16 protein-coding genes and 1 pseudogene are annotated in these 18,923 nt (G+C 64.7%); 6 read left to right on the forward strand and 11 right to left on the reverse strand.

The annotated features are described in order from the left end of the window. Positions 1-7 precede the first annotated feature (7 nt). From HDG33_RS25780 to HDG33_RS25810, 7 genes and pseudogenes are all read right to left on the reverse strand, one after another. A complete protein-coding gene (locus HDG33_RS25780) occupies positions 8-652 on the reverse strand; it encodes a chemotaxis protein CheB (protein ID WP_184035474.1) in 645 nt (214 codons plus the stop codon). A gap of 10 nt (positions 653-662) precedes the next feature. After that, complete coding sequence (locus HDG33_RS25785) at positions 663-1,508, reverse strand: protein-glutamate O-methyltransferase CheR (protein WP_184035477.1); 846 nt, start codon at positions 1,506-1,508, stop codon at positions 663-665. A gap of 34 nt (positions 1,509-1,542) precedes the next feature. Then, positions 1,543-2,248, reverse strand: a pseudogene (locus HDG33_RS25790) (response regulator); the annotation flags it as partial. Positions 2,249-2,325: 77 nt separating this feature from the next. Beyond that, positions 2,326-4,446 carry a catalase HPII gene (gene katE, locus HDG33_RS25795; protein ID WP_184035480.1) on the reverse strand — a complete coding sequence of 707 codons (2,121 nt, stop codon included), beginning with the start codon at positions 4,444-4,446 and terminating at the stop codon, positions 2,326-2,328. 119 nt (positions 4,447-4,565) lie between these two features. Next, positions 4,566-5,465 (reverse strand): MipA/OmpV family protein, encoded by a 900-nt coding sequence (locus HDG33_RS25800; protein WP_184035483.1) that lies wholly within the window; start codon positions 5,463-5,465, stop codon positions 4,566-4,568. Positions 5,466-5,819: 354 nt separating this feature from the next. Next, positions 5,820-6,578, reverse strand: coding sequence for a peptide-methionine (S)-S-oxide reductase MsrA (gene msrA, locus HDG33_RS25805; RefSeq protein ID WP_184035486.1), 759 nt, complete (start codon positions 6,576-6,578; stop codon positions 5,820-5,822). A gap of 147 nt (positions 6,579-6,725) precedes the next feature. After that, entirely contained in the window at positions 6,726-7,241 is a 516-nt protein-coding gene (locus HDG33_RS25810) for an Lrp/AsnC family transcriptional regulator (RefSeq protein WP_026226668.1), read from the reverse strand. Positions 7,242-7,381: 140 nt separating this feature from the next. Between HDG33_RS25810 and HDG33_RS25815 the strand changes: the two genes are divergently transcribed. Then, positions 7,382-8,398, forward strand: a complete 1,017-nt coding sequence (locus HDG33_RS25815; RefSeq protein ID WP_184035489.1) for a 1-aminocyclopropane-1-carboxylate deaminase — start codon at positions 7,382-7,384, stop codon at positions 8,396-8,398. A 14-nt stretch (positions 8,399-8,412) separates the two neighbouring features. Here the strand turns inward: HDG33_RS25815 and HDG33_RS25820 are convergent, their stop codons facing one another. Beyond that, positions 8,413-9,324 carry a LysR family transcriptional regulator gene (locus HDG33_RS25820; protein ID WP_184035492.1) on the reverse strand — a complete coding sequence of 304 codons (912 nt, stop codon included), beginning with the start codon at positions 9,322-9,324 and terminating at the stop codon, positions 8,413-8,415. Positions 9,325-9,462: 138 nt separating this feature from the next. Between HDG33_RS25820 and HDG33_RS25825 the strand changes: the two genes are divergently transcribed. Beyond that, on the forward strand, positions 9,463-10,188 hold the full coding sequence (locus HDG33_RS25825) for a pirin family protein (RefSeq protein ID WP_184035495.1): 726 nt from the start codon (positions 9,463-9,465) through the stop codon (positions 10,186-10,188). A 96-nt stretch (positions 10,189-10,284) separates the two neighbouring features. Next, on the forward strand, positions 10,285-10,698 hold the full coding sequence (locus HDG33_RS25830; protein WP_184035498.1) for a DoxX family protein: 414 nt from the start codon (positions 10,285-10,287) through the stop codon (positions 10,696-10,698). A gap of 111 nt (positions 10,699-10,809) precedes the next feature. Here HDG33_RS25830 and ahpF read toward each other — a convergent pair whose 3' ends face one another. The 3 genes from ahpF to prpR form a co-directional block, all read right to left on the reverse strand. Continuing rightward, the gene (ahpF, locus tag HDG33_RS25835; RefSeq protein WP_184035501.1) at positions 10,810-12,408 is read right to left on the reverse strand and encodes an alkyl hydroperoxide reductase subunit F; all 1,599 of its coding nucleotides are present in this window, start codon (positions 12,406-12,408) and stop codon (positions 10,810-10,812) included. A gap of 172 nt (positions 12,409-12,580) precedes the next feature. Next, complete coding sequence (gene ahpC, locus HDG33_RS25840; RefSeq protein ID WP_090809789.1) at positions 12,581-13,144, reverse strand: alkyl hydroperoxide reductase subunit C; 564 nt, start codon at positions 13,142-13,144, stop codon at positions 12,581-12,583. Between the two features lie 149 nt (positions 13,145-13,293). After that, positions 13,294-15,315: a propionate catabolism operon regulatory protein PrpR gene (prpR, locus tag HDG33_RS25845; protein ID WP_184035503.1), complete on the reverse strand. Its 2,022-nt coding sequence runs from the start codon at positions 15,313-15,315 to the stop codon at positions 13,294-13,296. Between the two features lie 200 nt (positions 15,316-15,515). On the opposite strand from prpR, the gene HDG33_RS25850 reads away from it, so the two are divergent. The 3 genes from HDG33_RS25850 (at position 15,516) to HDG33_RS25860 (ending at position 18,923) form a co-directional block, all read left to right on the forward strand. After that, positions 15,516-16,400 (forward strand): oxaloacetate decarboxylase, encoded by an 885-nt coding sequence (locus HDG33_RS25850; RefSeq protein WP_090810512.1) that lies wholly within the window; start codon positions 15,516-15,518, stop codon positions 16,398-16,400. Positions 16,401-16,694: 294 nt separating this feature from the next. After that, on the forward strand, positions 16,695-18,134 hold the full coding sequence (locus HDG33_RS25855) for an MFS transporter (protein WP_184035507.1): 1,440 nt from the start codon (positions 16,695-16,697) through the stop codon (positions 18,132-18,134). A 351-nt stretch (positions 18,135-18,485) separates the two neighbouring features. Further along, on the forward strand, positions 18,486-18,923 hold the full coding sequence (locus HDG33_RS25860; protein ID WP_184035510.1) for a GNAT family N-acetyltransferase: 438 nt from the start codon (positions 18,486-18,488) through the stop codon (positions 18,921-18,923).

The following is an 18,923-nucleotide window of genomic DNA, read 5'->3' on the forward strand; positions in this document are numbered from 1 at the left end:
CACCGGTTCAGAGGGAAGTCGGCAGCGCGGCAAGGCGCTTCGCCAAGGTTTCGGGATTGTAGATCGCGTCGGCCGCGCCGCGCTCGATCGCGGCGCGCGGCATCTCCGGTGCACCGGCGCTGCCGGGGTCCTGCACCCACGCGGCGCCGCCGAGCGCGCGCACGCATTCGAGCCCCTGCGCGCCGTCGTCGTTGGCGCCGGAAAGCAGGATCGCAAGCAGCCGCTCGCCGTACACCGCGGCGGCCGATTCGAACAGCACGTCGATCGACGGCCGCGAGAAGCGCACCGCCGCAGCGGTCGACAGCGCGACCGTGCGGTCCACTTCGACGAGCATGTGATAACCGGGCGGCGCGACGTACACGCGGCCCGGCAGAATCAGCTCCCCCGCATCGGGTTCGAGCACCGGCAGCGCGCAGCGATGCGCGATCGCCGGCACCAGATAGCTCGGCGAATCGGGCGGCAGATGCGCGACGATCATCACGGCTGCCGCGAAGCGTGCGGGCAGCGCGGCGAGCAGCACCTTGAGCACCTCGATGCCGCCCGCCGACCCGCCAATCACGACCAGTTGATAGCCGCGCCGCTCGTGTGTCCGCGCGGCGGTGCCGGCGTCGGCGGCCTGGGTGGGCGGGGGTTCACTGGTCGAGCGTGGCATCGCGACCTCGCTAACGCTTGTGATAAATGCGTTCGGCCGCGCGAAACTCGTCGAACGCCGGGTAGTGATGTGAAAACCGCAGGGTTTCCTTGCTGCCCAGGCCGAGAAAGCCGCGCCGCACCAGTGCGTTCTCGAACAGCCCCAACGCGCGATCCTGCAAGCCGCGATCGAAATAGATCAGCACGTTGCGGCATGACACCAGATGCGCTTCGAGAAACACTTCGTCGGTGGACAGGCTGTGATCGGCGAACACCACGCGCTCTTTGAGCGAGCCGGCAAAGCGCGCGCCGCCATACGCTGCATGATAGTAGTCCGACAGCGAACGCGTGCCGCCCGCCGCCAGATAGTTCTGCGTGAAGCCCTGGATGCGTTCGAGCGCGTAGATGCCCGCCTCCGCGCGCGCGAGCGCGTCGGGGTTGATGTCGGTCGCGTAGAACAGCGTGCGCTCGGTGAGACCCTCCTCGTCGAACAGGATCTTCAGCGACCACAGCTCCTCGCCGGTGCTGCATCCGGCGACCCACACCTTGATCGACGGGTAGGTGCGCAAACGCGGCAGCACGTGCTCGCGCAGCGCGAGGAAATACGACGGATCGCGAAACATGTCGCTGACCTGCACGGTCAGGTAGCGCAACAGCCGCGAAAACTCGTAGCCGTCGCGCATGATGCGGTCCTGCAATTGCGACAGCGTCTCCACGTTGAATTCATCGAGCGCCTGCGTGAGGCGGCGGCGCAGCGACGACATCGCGTAGTGGCGAAAGTCGTGCTGATACTTCAGATAGATCGCCTCGAGCAGCAGCCGCAGCTCGATGTCGAAATCGCTGATGCGGTGCGGTGCCTCAGATGCGGACGGTTTCATCGCGTTTCTCGCTTCCGTGCTTACGCTCGCGCCGTCAGCGCTGCCGCAGCCACACGCGGCACAGCGCAACGAGCTTGTCGACGTCGATCGGTTTCGACACGTAGTCGTCGGCGCCCGCTTCGAGGCAGCGCGTGCGATCGTTCGCCATCGCCTTCGCGGTCAGCGCGATGATCGGCAGATGCGTGAAGCGCGGATTGCGGCGAACCTCGCCCATCGCGGTCAGACCGTCCATCTCGGGCATCATGATGTCCATCAGCACCAGATGCACTTCCGGCCCGTTCTCCAGTTCGTCGAGCGCCTCGCGGCCGTTGCGCGCGATCAGCAGTTTCGCGCCGAGCGGCTCCAGCACGTGCGACAGCGCGAAGATGTTGCGCACGTCGTCTTCGGCGAGCAGGATCGTGCGGCCCTCGAACGCATTGTCGCGTTGCCGCACGGTGCGCAGCATGCGCTGCTGCTCCGGCGCGAGCGACGACTCGACGCTATGCAGAAACAGCGTGACTTCATCGAGCAGACGCTCCGGCGATTTCGCGCCCTTGATGATGATCGACGTCGAGCAGCACCGCAGCCGGCCGCATGTCGCGCACCAGCGCGAGGCCGCTCGCTGCATCGCTCGCGTGCACGAAGTCGAAGTCGAGTTCGTGCACGAGATCGCGCAGAATCGCGGCGAACGGCGGATCGTCTTCGACCGCGACGATCAGACGGCCCGCGCGGGTGCGATGGTCGCGATCGTCGGCTATCGACCCGCCGCGTTTCAGCTACGCTCAGCACCGTTCAGCGGCTCACGCGGCAGCGCATCAGCGCAACCGGCTCGGCCCGCTCAGGCCGGCACCGATTCCGCCTGCGCCGCGCGCGACCACACGCGATGCTGTCCGGCGGCCTTGATGAACGCCTTCAACACGTCGGCGGACTGCGAGTCCTCGCCGGTCGCGACGCCGTCCGGCTGCGCGGGCAACTGGGCGGCCGTGAGCAGGTCGCGCCCCGCGCCGAGCGCCGCGATCGCCTTCAGATGCTTGAACGCTTCGAGCACGAAGTGCCGCGCATCGCCCGATTGCGACAGTGCCTTCGCCCCCTTCTCGCCGCCGACGACGATCACCGCGTCGAACATCACCGATGGCAGCCCGGCGATCGTCGCGTCGGGCGCGAGGCCATCGATCCCGGCGAGCGTCGGCGCGATCAGCATCGGCGTTGCGCCTTCACCCGTGAGCGCCTGCTGCAACTGTTTGATCGCCGCGCCATCGGAGCCGGGTGCGGCGAGCAGCGCGATCTTGCGGGTCTTGATGCCGGGCTTCACGCGATTGAGCAGACTCAACGCCGGCGACGTCTTCGGCCCGACGAGTTTCGCCGTGCCCTTTTTCGGCGCCGGCAAGCCGAGTCCTTCGGCGACCTTCGCGGCGAGATCGGCGTCGAAGTTCGCGAGAATCTCGTTGACCTGACGCGCGCGAATCTCGGGCTTCGTCACCTTGCCGAGCTCGAACTGATAGGCCGCCGCGATATGGTCTTTTTCCGGCTGCGACATGCTGTTGTAGAACAACGCGGCCTGCGAGAAATGATCGGCGAACGAGTCGCTGCGCACGCGAATCTTCGTGCCCTCGACGCGTGCCTGATGGCTGTCGAAGCCGCCATCTTCAGCGGCCGGATCGGTTTCCTTCGGCCAGCCGTCGTTCAGCGAGTTCGGCTCGTACGACGCCTGGCCGACATGGATCGCCTGCCGATGCATCGCATCGCGCTGATTGTTGACGGATGGACAGACCGGCCGGTTGATCGGAATCTCGTGAAAGTTCGGGCCACCGAGGCGGCTGATCTGAGTGTCCGTGTACGAGAACAAACGCCCCTGCAGCAACGGATCGTTGGTGAAATCGATGCCCGGCACGATATGCCCCGGATGGAACGCGGCCTGTTCGGTCTCGGCGAAGAAGTTGTCCGGATTGCGATTGAGCGTCATCTTGCCGATGATTTTCACCGGCACCAGCTCTTCCGGAATCAGCTTGGTCGGATCGAGCAGGTCGAAATCGAACTTGTGCTCGTCGGCTTCCTCGACGATCTGCACCCCCAGTTCGTACTCTGGATAATCGCCGCGCTCGATCGCTTCCCATAGGTCGCGGCGGTGAAAGTCCGGGTCCTTGCCCGCGAGCTTCTGCGCTTCGTCCCACAGCAGCGAATACGAGCCGAGCACGGGACGCCAGTGGAACTTGACGAAACGAGCTTTGCCCTGCGCACTGACGAAGCGGAACGTGTGAACGCCGAAGCCTTCCATCGTCCGTAGGCTGCGCGGAATCGCGCGGTCCGACATCGTCCACAACACCATGTGCGCCGATTCGGGCACGAGCGAGACGAAGTCCCAGAACGTGTCGTGCGCGGACCCGCCGGTCGGCATTTCGTTCGGTGCTTCCGGTTTCACCGCGTGCACGAAGTCAGGAAACTTGATCGCGTCCTGGATAAAGAACACCGGCATGTTGTTGCCGACCAGATCGAAATTGCCTTCCTGCGTGTAGAACTTTGTCGCGAAGCCGCGCACGTCGCGCACGGTGTCGGCAGAGCCGCGCGGACCTTGCACGGTCGAGAAACGCACATAGACCGGCGTTTCGGCGGCCGGGTCCTGCAAAAACGCGGCCTTGGTGTACTCGCGCATCGATTCGTAGACCTTGAAGACACCATGCGCGGCCGAGCCACGCGCGTGCACGATCCGTTCGGGAATGCGCTCGTGGTCGAAGTGCGTGATCTTTTCACGCATGATGAAATCTTCGAGCAGCGATGGACCGCGCGGTCCCGCACGCAACGTGTTCTGGTTGTCGGCGATCTTGACGCCCTGATTGGTCCTCAGGGCCTCGCCTTGCGGCTTCACGCGATTGCGTTCGAGATCGTTCGATTTCGCGTCGTTCGGCTGCGCTGCCCCGTTTGCCTGGGCCGCGGCCTTCTGGGTATTCGATTTACCTGCCATGGGGATCGACTCCTTGTGTTCGAGCGCGCGGCGACGGAGGCGTCGCGGCGCGCGATCACAGAGTCAGCAAGGGCTATACCCACCAAGTCACGGCGCAATGGCTGCGCGCCGGCGGTGCGTCAGAACCGGTAGTTGATCGACACGTCGGCGACGCCGGTCGCGCGGCTGCGCGTGATCGGACTATTGCCCGCGCTGCCGACGAGCTGCTCGAACGCGCCGTCGGCGGTCGCGAACCAGTGCTTGCTGAACAGCCAGATCGCGCTGACGCCGAAACCCACCGACTTGAAGCCCGCGCTCGCGTGATACTGCGGATACTGCGAGTGCGCGGCCTGCTCCTGATTGACGCCGAACCAGCTGTTCATGTAATGGGAGTCCGCGAGCACCACGTTCGGGCCGGCGAACCAGAAGAACTGCCTGGTGCTGCCGGGCATCGGCATATAGGCGCCAAGATCGCCGATCCAGCCGTTCGATCCGCCGAAATAGCGGCGGATATCGGCGCGCAGAACGAGCGGAAAATCCTTCGACACGACGTACTCGCCCGAAAGCTTCAGACCGGGCGCCGGGTTGATGTTGCCGAGCCCGTTGAGTTCCTGCGGATCGTCCTGGCCGCGTCGCCCGAGGTCGTAGACCGCGGCGAGACTCATGCGCCAGTTCTCGCCCTGCGCGAAATTCACGCCAAAACCTTCGCCGCTCGACAGAAAGAACAGATCCTTGTAGCGCACGTCGATGCTCGGGCCGGTCACCAGGTGATAGCGGTCCGATCCTTCGAAGCGCGGCTGGAACGATGTGGCCACGCCGAAACGCAGTTGCCAGTCGGGAATGTTCGGCTGCCACATCTTCTGCAGCGGAATGCCCACCGAATATTGCCATTCGCCGAGCGGCGACGGCGTCTGCGCGAAGACCACACCCGGCACGCAGGCCATCGCGCCCAAGGTCGCGGCGACGAGCGAGCTCGCCGCGATGCCGGTTTGTTTATGGCGAGGCATGGCGCCCCGCTTCTTTCTACGGCTGTTGACCACCGGAAGCCTCCAATCTCGCTCGTCGCGATGAGGTTAGGTTTTCGCCCGGGGTCCAGCGCGGACCCAAAAACGCGGACGACCGCCGCGCTGTTACTTACGGCGTGTAATTTTTCCAATCGATGAAGCGGGCAGCGCGATGCGCACGAGGCGCGGCGAGCCCGCATGACCCCCGCGCTCGTGTGGCCACTGCGCATAGTCCTTGCACGCCGCGGTGACGTGGACAATGGCCAACGGAACATTGCTGCGCAAGATATGCGCCAACTCTGTGGAAGATTGATGACGAGCGCGGCCCAAGGCGTAACCCGAAGACGGTCCGGCGCTGCGGCGGCGCCGCTGGCGCCGCCGTTCCGAGGGTTATTGCCCGGCTTCGACGAGTACCGGCTTGGCGCGGTACAGGTTGGGGAACAGGCGTTTCAGGTTGGCGATTTTCGGCATGTCATTGAACACGATGTAGGCCGAATCGGGATGCAAGGTCAGATAGTTCTGGTGATACAACTCGGCCGGATAGAAGCCCTTGTACGGCTCCGTCTTCGTGACGATCGGCGCGGGGAACACGTGCGACTTGTCGAGCTGCGCAATGTAGCTTTGCGCGACGTGCCGTTGCGCGTCGTTCAGCGGAAAGATCGCGGAGCGGTATTGCGTGCCGCTGTCGGGCCCCTGACGATTCAGCTCGGTCGGGTCCTGAACCACCGAGAAATACACCTGCAGCAACTGGCCGTAGGTGACCTTGCCAGGATCGAACGTGACCTGCACCGATTCGGCGTGCCCCGTCTCGCCGCCGCTGACGGTCTCGTACTGCGCGGTGTCGCGTGAGCCGCCCGAGTAGCCGGACACCGCCCGCGTGACACCGCGCACATGCTGGAACACCCCCTGGACGCCCCAGAAGCAGCCACCCGCAAACACCGCGGTTTCCTCGTGCGCGGTGCTGGCCGGGATCGGTTCGTCGAGCGCGGGCGGCGCGATCACGACGGCGCTCTCCGCCGCGAACGCGACGCGCTGCGCGAGCGGCAACGCGAGCGCGGCCGCGCCTAGCAGCAACGACAACACGGCCGCGCGTGTGCGTTTCGAGGTGCCGCCGAACGATGTAAGGAATTGCGGTCTGTTGCGAGTCATGATGGTCGCTCCGGAAAAGTGCCGGCGCCCGCCCGCTTTGGCACGGTGCTGCCACGGCCGCATGCGGGTGCGCCGAAGCTTGGTCGCGCGGGCGCGGCGTTTATGACAGCATGCGCGCTTTCGCGGCCGGCGGCGCGGCCGCGCGGCTCACAGCGGAAATTTCGTGGTCGACAGGATTTCCTTCAGCACCATGAATGAGCGGATCTGCCGTACGCCCGGCAGATACAGCAACTGCTCGGCGTGCAGTCGATTGAAGCTGTCGCTGTCGCGCGTGCGGATCACCATGAAATAGTCGAACTCGCCGGTCACCACGTGGCACTCCATGCAGCCGGCCACTTTCTGCGCGGCCTTCTCGAACTCGGCGAACGACTCGGGCGTCGAGCGATCCAGTACCACGCCGATGATCACGAGCATGCCCGCGCCGGCCGCCTTTGGATCGAGCAGCGCGACCACGCCGCGAATCAGCCCCGATTCCTTCAGGCGTTCGACGCGCCGCAAACACGCCGGCGCGCTCAGCTTCACTTTCGCGGCGAGCGCCACGTTCGAAATCGACGCGTCGGTTTGCAACTGCCGCAGGATCGCGCGATCGATGCGATCGAGCGGGTGGTGAATCGCGCCGATGCCCGAAGGTGGCGCCCCAGCACGAACTTTCGTTGCGCTCATGACCGTATGTACGAAGTTTTGTTAGGAAGTGGACATTACTTGATTTCGAAAAATACGTCTGAGCGAATTTTTTCGCAAGCTCATTTCTAGCGGTTTTTCCTAACATGAACTCACGGAAATCACCCCACCACGGAGCCGCGATGAACCTGCAACGATTCCCCCGCTACCCGCTCACCTTCGGACCGACGCCAATTCAACCGCTCAAGCGTCTGAGCGAGCATCTCGGCGGCAAGGTCGAGCTGTATGCCAAGCGCGAGGACTGCAATAGCGGCCTCGCGTTCGGCGGCAATAAGACCCGCAAGCTCGAGTATCTGATCCCGGACGCGCTCGCGCAGGGCTGCGACACGCTCGTGTCGATCGGCGGCATCCAGTCCAACCAGACGCGCCAGGTCGCGGCGGTTGCCGCGCATCTCGGCCTGAAGTGCGTGCTCGTGCAGGAGAATTGGGTCAACTACTCAGATGCGGTGTATGACCGCGTCGGCAACATCCAGATGTCGCGCATGATGGGCGCCGACGTGCGGCTCGTGGCGGACGGCTTCGACATCGGCTTTCGCAAGAGCTGGGAAGACGCGCTCGACAGCGTGCGCGCGGCCGGCGGCAAGCCGTACGCGATTCCGGCCGGCTGCTCGGACCATCCGCTCGGCGGCCTCGGCTTCGTCGGCTTTGCCGAAGAGGTGCGTCAGCAGGAAGCCGAACTGGGCTTCAAGTTCGACTACATCGTCGTGTGCTCGGTGACGGGCAGCACGCAGGCTGGCATGGTCGTCGGTTTCGCCGCCGACGGCCGCGCCGATCGGGTGATCGGCATCGACGCATCGGCGAAACCGGCGCAGACACGCGAGCAGATCACGCGCATCGCGAAGCGGACCGCCGAGAGCGTCGAGCTGGGCCGCGACATCATCGCGAAGGACATCGTGCTCGACGAGCGCTACGGCGGCCCGGAATACGGTCTGCCGAATGACGGCACGCTCGAGGCGATCCGTCTGTGCGCGCGGCTCGAAGGCATGCTGACCGATCCGGTGTACGAGGGAAAGTCGATGCACGGCATGATCGACAAGGTGCGTAACGGCGAATTTCCGGCCGGCTCGCGCGTACTTTATGCGCACCTGGGCGGCGTGCCGGCGTTGAGCGCGTACAGCTTTATCTTCCGCAACGGTTGATAGGGTTTAGGGGATTAGCCGACGGGCGTCCGCGGTTCGGTCGCGAGCTTCTTCCTCAGATGCCTGCGCAGAAACTCGACGAATGCCCGGATCGTGACCGAGCTTTGCCGATGCTGCGGATACACGGCATAGACGCCCGTCGTCGACGGCAGGAACGCTTCGAGCACGGGCACGAGTTGTCCGCTTGCGAGCGCATCGGCGACGATGAAATCCGGCAGCCGAACGATTCCAAGTCCCGCGACGGCCGCATCGCGAATCAGATCGCCGTTATTGGCGCGTAACGGCCCGCGCACCTCGACGCTCTTCAGCACGCCCTCGACGCTGAAGTCCCAGCTCACCGCGCCGCCGTGGCCGTACAGCAGACATTCGTGGTTCGCGAGATCGCCAGGCACGGCCGGGCTGCCACGCCGGCGCAGATAACCGGGGCTGCAGCACGCGACCATCTTCACATCGATCAGCTTTTGCGCGATCAGCGACGAATCCGCCAGCGTGCCGATACGGATCGCCATGTCGAAGCCTTCGCCGACCACATCGACGGCGCGGTCGCTCAGTTCCATGTCGAAGCGCACGTCGCGATGCTCGCGCAGAAACGCCGCGACGAGCGGCGACAGATGCATCATGCCGAACGACATCGGCGCGCTCACGCGTAGCAGCCCGCGCGGCCCGGCGCGGCGCAGCGACATGGCCTGCTCGGCGTCCTCGACCTCGCCGAGGATGCGCTTCGCGCGCTCGTAGAACTCCTGACCCAGATCGGTCACCGCCAGCTTGCGCGTGTTGCGGATCAGCAGTTGCACACCGAGCGCTTCCTCGAGCGCCATCACACGGCGGCTCACGAACTGTTTCGACAGCGACAGCCGGTTGGCCGCGGCGGTGAAATTGTGGGCGTCGACGGTCGCGACGAAGATGCGCATGTCATCGAGTTGCATCGTATTGTCCACTCCAATGCGACAGTGTTTCCGGTTTTATCATGATTATAGCCATCCGGATTGACCTACACTGTCGTTCATGGATCGCAGCCAAACATCTGGCCCGGATCGCACGACAAAACTCAAGGAGAAAACAGCATGCTCGAAATCAGACACGCCAACCAACGTGGCCGCGCGGAACACGGCTGGCTCAGCTCGCGTCATACGTTTTCGTTCGCGCACTATCACGATCCGAAGCAGAACGGCTTCTCCGACCTGCTCGTGATCAACGACGACCGTGTGGCGCCGGCGCAGGGCTTCGGCAAGCATCCGCATCGCGACATGGAGATCTTTTCGTACGTGCTCGAAGGCGCGCTCGAACACAAGGACACGATGGGCACGGGCTCGGTGATCGTGCCGGGCGACATCCAGTTGATGAGCGCGGGCACCGGTGTGGCGCACAGCGAATACAACCATTCGAAGAGCGAGCCGGTGCACTTCCTGCAGATCTGGATCGCGCCGGCCCAGCAAGGCACGAAGCCGCGCTATCAGCAACAGCACTTCGGCGCGGCCGACAAGCGCGGTGTACTGCGGCTCGTGCTGTCGCCGGACGGTGCGAACGGTTCGCTGCAGTTGCAACAGGATGCGCGCGTGTATGCTGGTCTGTTCAACGGCGAGGAAACTGCGCGGCTCGAACTCGCGAAGGACCGCTATGCATATGTTCAGGTGGCGCGCGGCAGCGTTACGGTGAATGGCGTCGAGCTTGGCGAGGGTGACGGCGCGCGGGTGCGGGGTGAAGAAGCGCTGACGTTCACGCAGGGCCGCGATGCGGAAGTGCTCGTGTTCGACTTGCGTAATATCGAAACCTCGGCGTTGTGGGCATAAGCGCTCCGCTTGCGCCGCTATTGACTCAAACCTGAACGCGGCTCGCTGGACGACGATTTCCAGCGAGCTTCATCCTCTACCCTATCGGGAAAAATCATGCGCTACACACTGTTTGAAAACCAGAAAGACGTCGTCGTGCTCGTCGCTCGAATCCTGCTGATGGTGCTGTTCGTGATGTTCGGCTGGTCGAAGCTGACCGGCTTTGCCGGCACCGTCGCTTATATGACGTCGACCGGCGCGCCCGTGCCGGCGTTGTCGGCTGTTATCGCGGTGGTGATGGAGCTTGTGGTGGGCGTCGCGCTGTTAGTGGGATTTTTCACGCGACCGCTGGCGCTGCTGCTTGCGGTGTATACGCTCGGCACCGCAATCATCGGCCATCACTACTGGAATATGACGGGCGCGATGCAGTACGACAATATGATTCATTTCTACAAGAACATCGGCATCATCGGCGGGTTGCTGCTGTTGTGCGTGACCGGCCCCGGCAAGTATTCGTTCGACCGACGGTGATACCGATTCCCGTGCTTTAACGAAAAAGGCCCGCACGAATGCGGGCCTTGTTGCATGCGCAAACTGAAACGGCGGCCCGCGGGCCGCGGTTTGCCTCTCTGAGCTACCGAATCAAACCGCTGCTTCGGCTTCCGCTTCCGCTTCGCTGACCGCCGCGACTTCTTCGCTGTTGCGGATCAGGTGATCGAATGCGGACAGCGATGCCTTCGCACCCTCGCCAACCGCGATCACGATCTGCTTGAACGGCACCGTGGTCACGTCGCCGGCGGCGAACACGCCCGGCACCGACGTCGCGCCGCGCGCATCGACGACGATCTCGCCATGCTTCGACAGCTCGACCGTGCCCTTCAGCCATTCGGTGTTCGGCACGAGACCGATCTGCACGAACACGCCTTCGAGTTCGACCGTCTTCACTTCGCCCGAAGCGAGGTCCTTGTAGACCAGACCGTTGACCTTCTTGCCGTCGCCGGTGATTTCCGTGGTCTGCGCCTGCGTGACGACCGTCACGTTCGGCAGGCTGCGCAGCTTGCGTTGCAGCACTTCGTCGGCACGCAGCGTCGCACCGAATTCGAGCAGCGTCACTTCGCGCACGAGACCCGCGAGGTCGATCGCGGCCTCGACGCCTGAGTTGCCGCCGCCGATCACCGCGACGCGCTTGCCCTTGAACAGCGGGCCATCGCAGTGCGGACAGTATGCGACGCCATGATTGCGATACTCGCGCTCGCCCGGCACGTTGATTTCGCGCCAGCGCGCACCGGTCGCCAGGATGATCGTCTTCGCCTTCAGCACCGCGCCACTGGCCAGACGTACTTCGATGATGCGCCCCGGAATCAGCGCTTCGGCGCGCTGCACGTCCATGATGTCGACGTCATAGGCCTTCACGTGCTGTTCGAGCGCGGTCGCGAACTTCGGTCCTTCGGTTTCGGTCACGGAGACGAAGTTCTCGATCGCCAGCGTGTCGAGCACCTGGCCACCGAAACGCTCGGCCACGACACCGGTCGCAATGCCCTTGCGCGCCGAGTAGATCGCCGCCGCCGCGCCCGCCGGGCCGCCGCCGACGATCAGCGTGTCGAACACCGGCTTGTTCTCCAGTTGCTTCGCGGCGCGCGCACCGGCGTTGGTGTCGAGCTTCGCGAGGATTTCCTTCACGCCGCTGCGGCCCTGGCCGAAGGTTTCGCCGTTCAGGAACATCGTCGGTACCGCCATGATCTGGCGCGCGTCGACTTCGTTCTGGAACAGCGCGCCGTCGATCGCGACGTGACGGATGCGCGGATTGATCAACGCCATCACGTTCAGCGCCTGTACGACTTCCGGGCAGTTCTGGCACGACAGCGAGAAATACGTTTCGAATTGATAGTCGCCGTCGAGGCTGCGGATCTGTTCGATCACCGCATCGTCGAGTTTGACCGGGTGGCCGCCGACCTGCAGCAGTGCGAGGACGAGCGACGTGAATTCATGCCCCATCGGAATGCCGGCGAAACGGATGCCGGTTTCCTTGCCCGCTTCGCCAATCGAGAACGACGGCTTGCGTTCGTCGTCGCCGCGACGCTCGATCACCGTGACGCGCTCCGACAAGGTCGCGATGTCGTTCAGCAGGGCCAGCAGCTCCTGGGACTTCGCGCTGTCATCGATCGACGCGACGAGCTCGATAGGCCTGCTAACCTTTTCGAGGTACGACTTCAGTTGAGTCTTGAGATTGACGTCAAGCATGGCGTTGCGATTCCGTGACGAGGGGTGTGGGTGTCCCGGCGCCGCACGCATCCGGATAGGACGTGGTGGGCCCGGGGGCGCGCGAAGCGCCGTATCAGGCGATTCGCGCGGTGAAGCGCCGGGAAGATCCCGGCAGATGCAGACTGCGGGTGCAGCGTGAGCTGCGCGGACCTTAGATCTTGCCGATCAGGTCGAGCGACGGGGTCAGCGTTTGCGCGCCCGGCGTCCACTTGGCGGGGCACACTTCGCCCGGGTGCTTGGCGATGTACTGAGCAGCCTGAACCTTGCGCAGCAGTTCGCCAGCGTCACGGCCGATGCCGTTGTCGTGAATTTCGCACAGCTTGATCTCGCCTTCCGGGTTGATCACGAACGTGCCACGCAGCGCGAGGCCTTCTTCTTCGATCAGCACGTCGAAGTTGCGCGAGATAGCGAGCGTCGGGTCAGCCAGCATCGGGTACTTGATCTTGCGGATCGTATCCGACGTGTCGTGCCAGGCCTTGTGCGTGAAGTGCGTATCGGTCGACACGCTGTAGATTTCCACGCCCAGCTTCTTGAAATCTTCATAACGATCGGCCAGGTCACCGAGTTCGGTCGGGCACACAAACGTGAAGTCGGCCGGGTAGAACACGAAAACCGACCACTTGCCCTTCAGGCTTTCTTCAGTGACGGTCTGGAAATCGCCGTTGTGAAAAGCCTGTGCTTTGAACGGTTTGACTTGACTGTTGATGATCGGCATTTGCTGAATCCTCTCTTTGAGGGGGTTGGAAAGTGGAGCCAGTATGTCAGACTGCGCTTAATAGGTAAAGTGGATTGTGTTAATGAGTTCAATAGTCTGACCCTATTCATTTCGTCGGTTGAGACTATCGGAACGATTTGCCGGGCGTTTCAGCCCTTCAGAAGCCGCCACAGCGTGGTTCTGCCGATGCCGAGCGCGCGGCTCGCGGCGGCGCGATTGCCGCCGGATTGTTCGAGGGCGCGCAGCGCGGCCTCGCGGCTGGGGGTGGCGCGGGGCGCCGTACTGCCAGGCGCAGGGCCCGGAGGCGCCTGTGTGATCTGCTCGACCTCGACCGCTCTGATCCGGAAGAACTCGGGAAACACGGCCTGCCAGTCTGGCAAGGCCTCGGCAGTCAAGTTCCCGGACATCTCGTTGGTCGGGTCACCGATATAAATCGCCGCGCGGGCCAGGAGATTTTCCAGTTCACGGACGTTACCGGGCCACGCGTAATCCGCAAAAAGCGGGGCGAGAAACACCAGCACCCGCTCGAGCCCCGCCGCCGACAAGCCGTACTGCAGCGCGCTGCGCTCCAGCAGATGCCGCGCCAGCGGCGCGATGTCGGCACGGCGTTCGCGCAGCGGCGGCAATTTTATCTGAAGCAGATTTAATCTGAAATACAGGTCCGCGCGAAACGCGCCCTCCTCGACGAGCGCGTGCAGATCGCGGTGCGTCGCGGCGATCACCCTCACGTCGACCGGCGTCGCGCGGCCCGCGCCGAGCTTCATCACCTCGCGCTCCTGCAGCACGCGCAATAGCCGGCTTTGCAGCGCGGCCGGCATTTCGCCGATCTCATCGAGAAAAATAGTGCCGGTATGCGCGATTTCAAACAACCCCGGCTTGCCGCCGCGCCGCGCCCCCGTGAACGCCCCTTCCTCGTGCCCGAACAGTTCGCTTTCGATGAGCCCCTCGGGCACCGCCGCGCAGTTGAACGCGACGAACGGATTGCCGCGCCGCCGGCTCGCGTTGTGGATGCCCTGTGCGACCAGTTCCTTGCCGGTGCCGCTTTCACCGCTCAGGAGCACGGTCGCGTCGTGCGCGGCGCCGGCGCGCGCGAGCCGGCGCACGCGCTCGAGCGCCGCCGAAGCGCCGATCAGATCGTCGAGCCGGTGCCGCGCAACCAGATGCCTCGGCCGCTGGCTGGTGCGCAGGGAACGGTCGATCCGCTGCGCAACGAGCGCGTCCTGCGCCGTGACGACGAAACCGGCGCGCGCGCCCTGCTCGACGATCGGCACACAGCCGACGATCAGTGCGCGGCCGCCGATCTGTTCGATGCGTTCGTCGACCGGCTGGTCGGCGGCGCGCGTCTCGCGCAGCAGCGGCGCGAGCGCGCGCGCGACTCGTGCGGGGGTGTCCTCGTCGTCGTTTGGGACCGCCTGCGCGGCGCCTAGACCGAGCAGTTCGAGCATTGCCGGGTTGACGGCTTCGAGCTGGGCGGCTTCGTCGAACGCGGCGACGCCGTCGCGCAGATGCGCGACGATCGTGTTCAGGCGCACCCGCTTCGATTCCTTCTGGCGGCTCACCCGCGCCAGTTCGACCGAGCGCTCGAACGCTTCCTCGACCGCGGCAAGCGAATACAGGAACACGCTTTCCATGCCGGCCTGCTGCGCCAGATCGCAGGCCATGCCAGCGCCGACCACCACGCGGCAGCCCTGCGCGGCGAGTTCGTCGACTGCGAGCCGCACTTCGTCGATCGACCGATACGCGCGCTGCCGCAGATCGACGTTCAAGAGCGGGCTCAGGTCGGCCAACTCCTGCGCGATTGCTTCGTGCAGCACGAGCCCGATGCGCGCCTGCGGCCATGTGGCGGTCGCGCGCGTGATCGCGCTCAACACGTCGAAGCCATTCACCTTGACCATTACCACCGGCACGCTGAGGTTCTCGCGCAGGTACGCACCGTTCGAGCCGGCGGACAGTACGACGTCGACCGAACCTGCGTCCACGTAAGCCTGCAACGCGGCGACAGCCGCGCCGTAGCCCTCCCGCACCGTGAAGAACTTCGCCCGCCCCGCGTAGCGCGGCGCCACCGTCTCGCAAAGCGACTGCAGTCGGCTGATACTGACGAGTGCGACACCGGGCCGCCCGGCATCGACGGCGGGGCTCGGATTCGCGACAAATGGGGTGAACGTGGACACGCGGCCCTCCTTGATCGAAACGTTCCTCGAAACGTTTCATGAAACGTTCCACCGATTGTGCCATGAACGTCCAGGCAGGAGTTCATATCGCGCAAACCCTTGTTCCAGCGCCACGACCGGCGAACTGCCGTTCAATGGCACGCTTCCTGCAGAATGTCGGCCGCGTTCCCTTACCGATTTCCCTTCTGGAGACCTGCATCATGACCACCACTTCCGCCACCCGCCGCGCCGCCTTCCGCGCCAAGGTCAATCAGCGTCAGGGCCTGCTCGTGCCCGGCGCGTTCAACGCGATGAGCGCGCGCGTGATCGAGGACGCCGGTTTCGAAGCGGTCTACATCACCGGCGCGGGTGTCACCAACATGTCGCTCGGTCTACCCGACCTGGGCTTCATCGGCCTTGCCGAAGTCGCAGAGCACACCGCGCGCATCCGCGACGCGGTCGCGCTGCCGCTGATCGTCGATGCCGACACCGGCTTCGGCAACGCGCTGAACGTTCGCCAGACCGTGCGCGTGCTCGAGCGCAGCGGCGCCGACGTGATCCAGTTCGAAGATCAGGTGATGCCCAAAAAATGCGGCCACTTCTCGGGCAAGGAAGTCGTCGCGGCGAGCGAGATGGTCGGCAAGATCCGCGCGGCTGTCGACGCGCGCGAAGACGCGAACCTGCAGATCATGGCGCGTACCGACGCGGCCGCGGTCCACGGCATCGAGGACGCGATCGAGCGCGGTCATCGCTTCATCGAGGCGGGCGCCGACATCCTGTTCATCGAGGCGACCGAATCGCTCGCCGACATCGAGCGTCTGCCGGGGCTGTTCAATGTGCCGCAGTTGATCAACATCGTGATCGGCGGCAAGACGCCGGTGCAGTCGCGCGACGCGCTCGCGAAGCTCGGCTACGGCATCGTGCTGTACGCGAATGCGGCACTGCAGGGCGCGGTGCTCGGCATGCAGCGCGCGCTCGGCACGTTGCAAAGCAACGGCCGCCTCGACGAGGACGCGACGATCGTCGCGCCGTTCAGCGAGCGCCAGCGGCTCGTCAACAAGCCGCTGTATGACCGGCTGGACAAGGAGTACGCGGGGAAGGACTGACGCTCGGGCGGCGGCGCGGCGGTGCGACGCGCTGCATGCCTGCGCGATATGGAACCCTTTATTGCGTTAGGATTCAGGGCTGGCAAACAGGCAAGCTGATGTTCGCGTCAGCCCGCCGCGACCGTTCGCGGCGCCGGCCTCGTCCGCGGGGCCGCTCTCCCGGCTGCCGGCAGAAGCACAAAAACGCAAACGAAAGGTCGTCGCAAGCACCATGAAGTCAAACTCTTCACGCGCCCCGCGCGGGCTCGTCAATTGTCTTTCAGCGCGCACGCGCGCAGCACGGAAGCTCGCCCGATGAGCTGCAGCGGCACCCGCACCGCGCACGTCGGCTGGCTGCCGTACATCGTCGCGGCTACCTTCTTCATGGAGTACCTCGACACCACGGTGATCGCCACCGCGCTGCCGCAGATGGCGCGTTCGTTCGGCGTCGGCCCGAACAGCCTGAGTCTCGGCATGACCGCCTACATGCTCGCGCTCGCGATCTTCATCCCGGTGAGCGGCTGGGTCGCCGACCGCTGCGGCGCGCGCACCGTGTTCGTCAGCGCGATCGGCGTGTTCACGGTCGCGTCGGTGCTGTGCGGACTGTCGCAGAACGTGCCCGAGTTCACGGCCGCGCGGCTGCTGCAAGGCATCGGCGGCGCGATGATGGTGCCGGTCGGCCGTCTCATCGTGGTCCGCAGCACCGAGAAAGCTCGCATGATGCAGGCGATCTCGACGATCACATGGCCGGCCATCGCGGCGCCGGTGGTCGGCCCGCCGATCGGCGGCTTCATCACGACCTACGCGTCGTGGCGCTGGATCTTCCTGCTGAACGTGCCGTTCGGCCTCGCGGCGATTGCCGTCGCGCTCGCCATCGTGCCGAACCTGCGCGGCACTGAACGCAAGCCGCTCGACGTCGTCGGCCTGCTGCTGAGCGGCGTCGCGCTGACTGCGATTCTGTACGGCGCGGAACTCGCGAGCCAGCCGGCCACCAATCCGTGGCTCGCGGTCTCGATCGTGGCGGGCGGCCTGCTGGTCGGCGCGCTCGCGTTCCAGCATGCGAAGCGTCATCCGTATCCGCTCGTCGACGTATCGACGCTGAAGGTGCCGACGTTTTCCGTGACGGTCATCACCGGCTCGTTCACGCGCATTGGCATTGGCGCGGTGCCCTATCTGATGCCGCTGCTGTTCCAGGTCGGTTTCGGGCTGTCGGCGTTCCGCTCGGGGCTGCTGCTGCTCGCGAGCGCGCTCGGCAATCTCGGCATGAAGGCGCTGACCACGCGCATCCTGCAGCGCTTTGGCTTCCGGATGGTGTCGATCGTCGATGTGGCGGTGGCCGGCATTTTCATCATCGCGTGCGGACTGCTGACGCCGGACGTGCCGCTCGTGTTCGTGCTGATGGTCGTGTTCGTGTACGGCGTCGCGCGCTCGATGCAGTTCTCCACGCTCGCGACGCTCGCCTATGCCGACATCCCGCAGCCGCAGATGAGCGCGGCGAGTACGCTGTGGAGCGCGGCCGCGCAGATGACGATCGGTCTCGGCATCGCATTCGGCGCGGTGTCGCTGCGCGTCGCGGCGCTGTTCAACGGCGAGACGACCGGTCACCTGTTCACGCTCGACGATTTCCGCCTCGCGTTCCTGTTCGCGGGCGTGCTGACGCTGCTGTCCGTGCTTGGATATATGGGGCTCGCCCGCAATGCTGGGCAGAGTATCGGTGGGGGTACGCGCGGCGGCGAAACTCCGGCGAAGAGCTAGGGTCTGTTTACATATGGAACGCACGTGCGAATGCCCGCTATCGGCCGTCCCCCAAGGGGACTTCCTTCGGGGCGCAGGGCAAGGAGTAAGGAGCGCTGCGTGGCCGCGCCACGTGAGCGACGCACGACGCCGCCATGCGGCCGATAGCGGGCATTCCCCTGGAATGAAATTCAGAACTGGGGTTGCCGCGAGAAGGGCCGCTCGCTGCGTCATGCTCCTTGCGAATACGTCGAGTATTCGCGGCGTCGCAATCCTTGCGAGCGGCCCTTCTCGCGGCAACGCACGTGCGTTCCATATGTAAACAGACCCTAGGGGACGCGCAAGCGCTGCGCGATCAAAAGGAGACGTGCCGTGCAAGCAGGCGAACTGACGATTTCCAGCCGCATCGACGATCTCGACCTCGACCTCGTCTATACATTCCTGTCGCAGGAAACGCCGTGGGCGCGAGGCATGCCACGCGCGACCTTCGAGCGCGCCGTCGCCGGGTCGCTGTGCTTCGGCGGCTTTGTCGACGGCAAGCAGATGGCGTTCGCGCGCCTCGTCACCGACGAGGCGACCTTCGCCTACCTATGCGACGTGTTCGTGCTGCCCGCGTATCGCAGCCAGGGCTATGCGTCGGCGTTGATGAAACATATCTTTGCGAGCCCTTCGCTCGTCACGCTGCGCAGAATCATGTTGGTCACGACCGACGCGCATCACGTCTATGCTCCGCATGGGTTCACGTCGCTCGAGAAGCCCGAACGGTATATGGAGCTGCATCGACCGGATGTTTACAAAGCGGCCGAATAG

It is taken from the genome of Paraburkholderia sp. Cpub6, from assembly GCF_014201065.1.
In the GTDB taxonomy this organism is placed as follows: domain Bacteria; phylum Pseudomonadota; class Gammaproteobacteria; order Burkholderiales; family Burkholderiaceae; genus Paraburkholderia; species Paraburkholderia tuberum.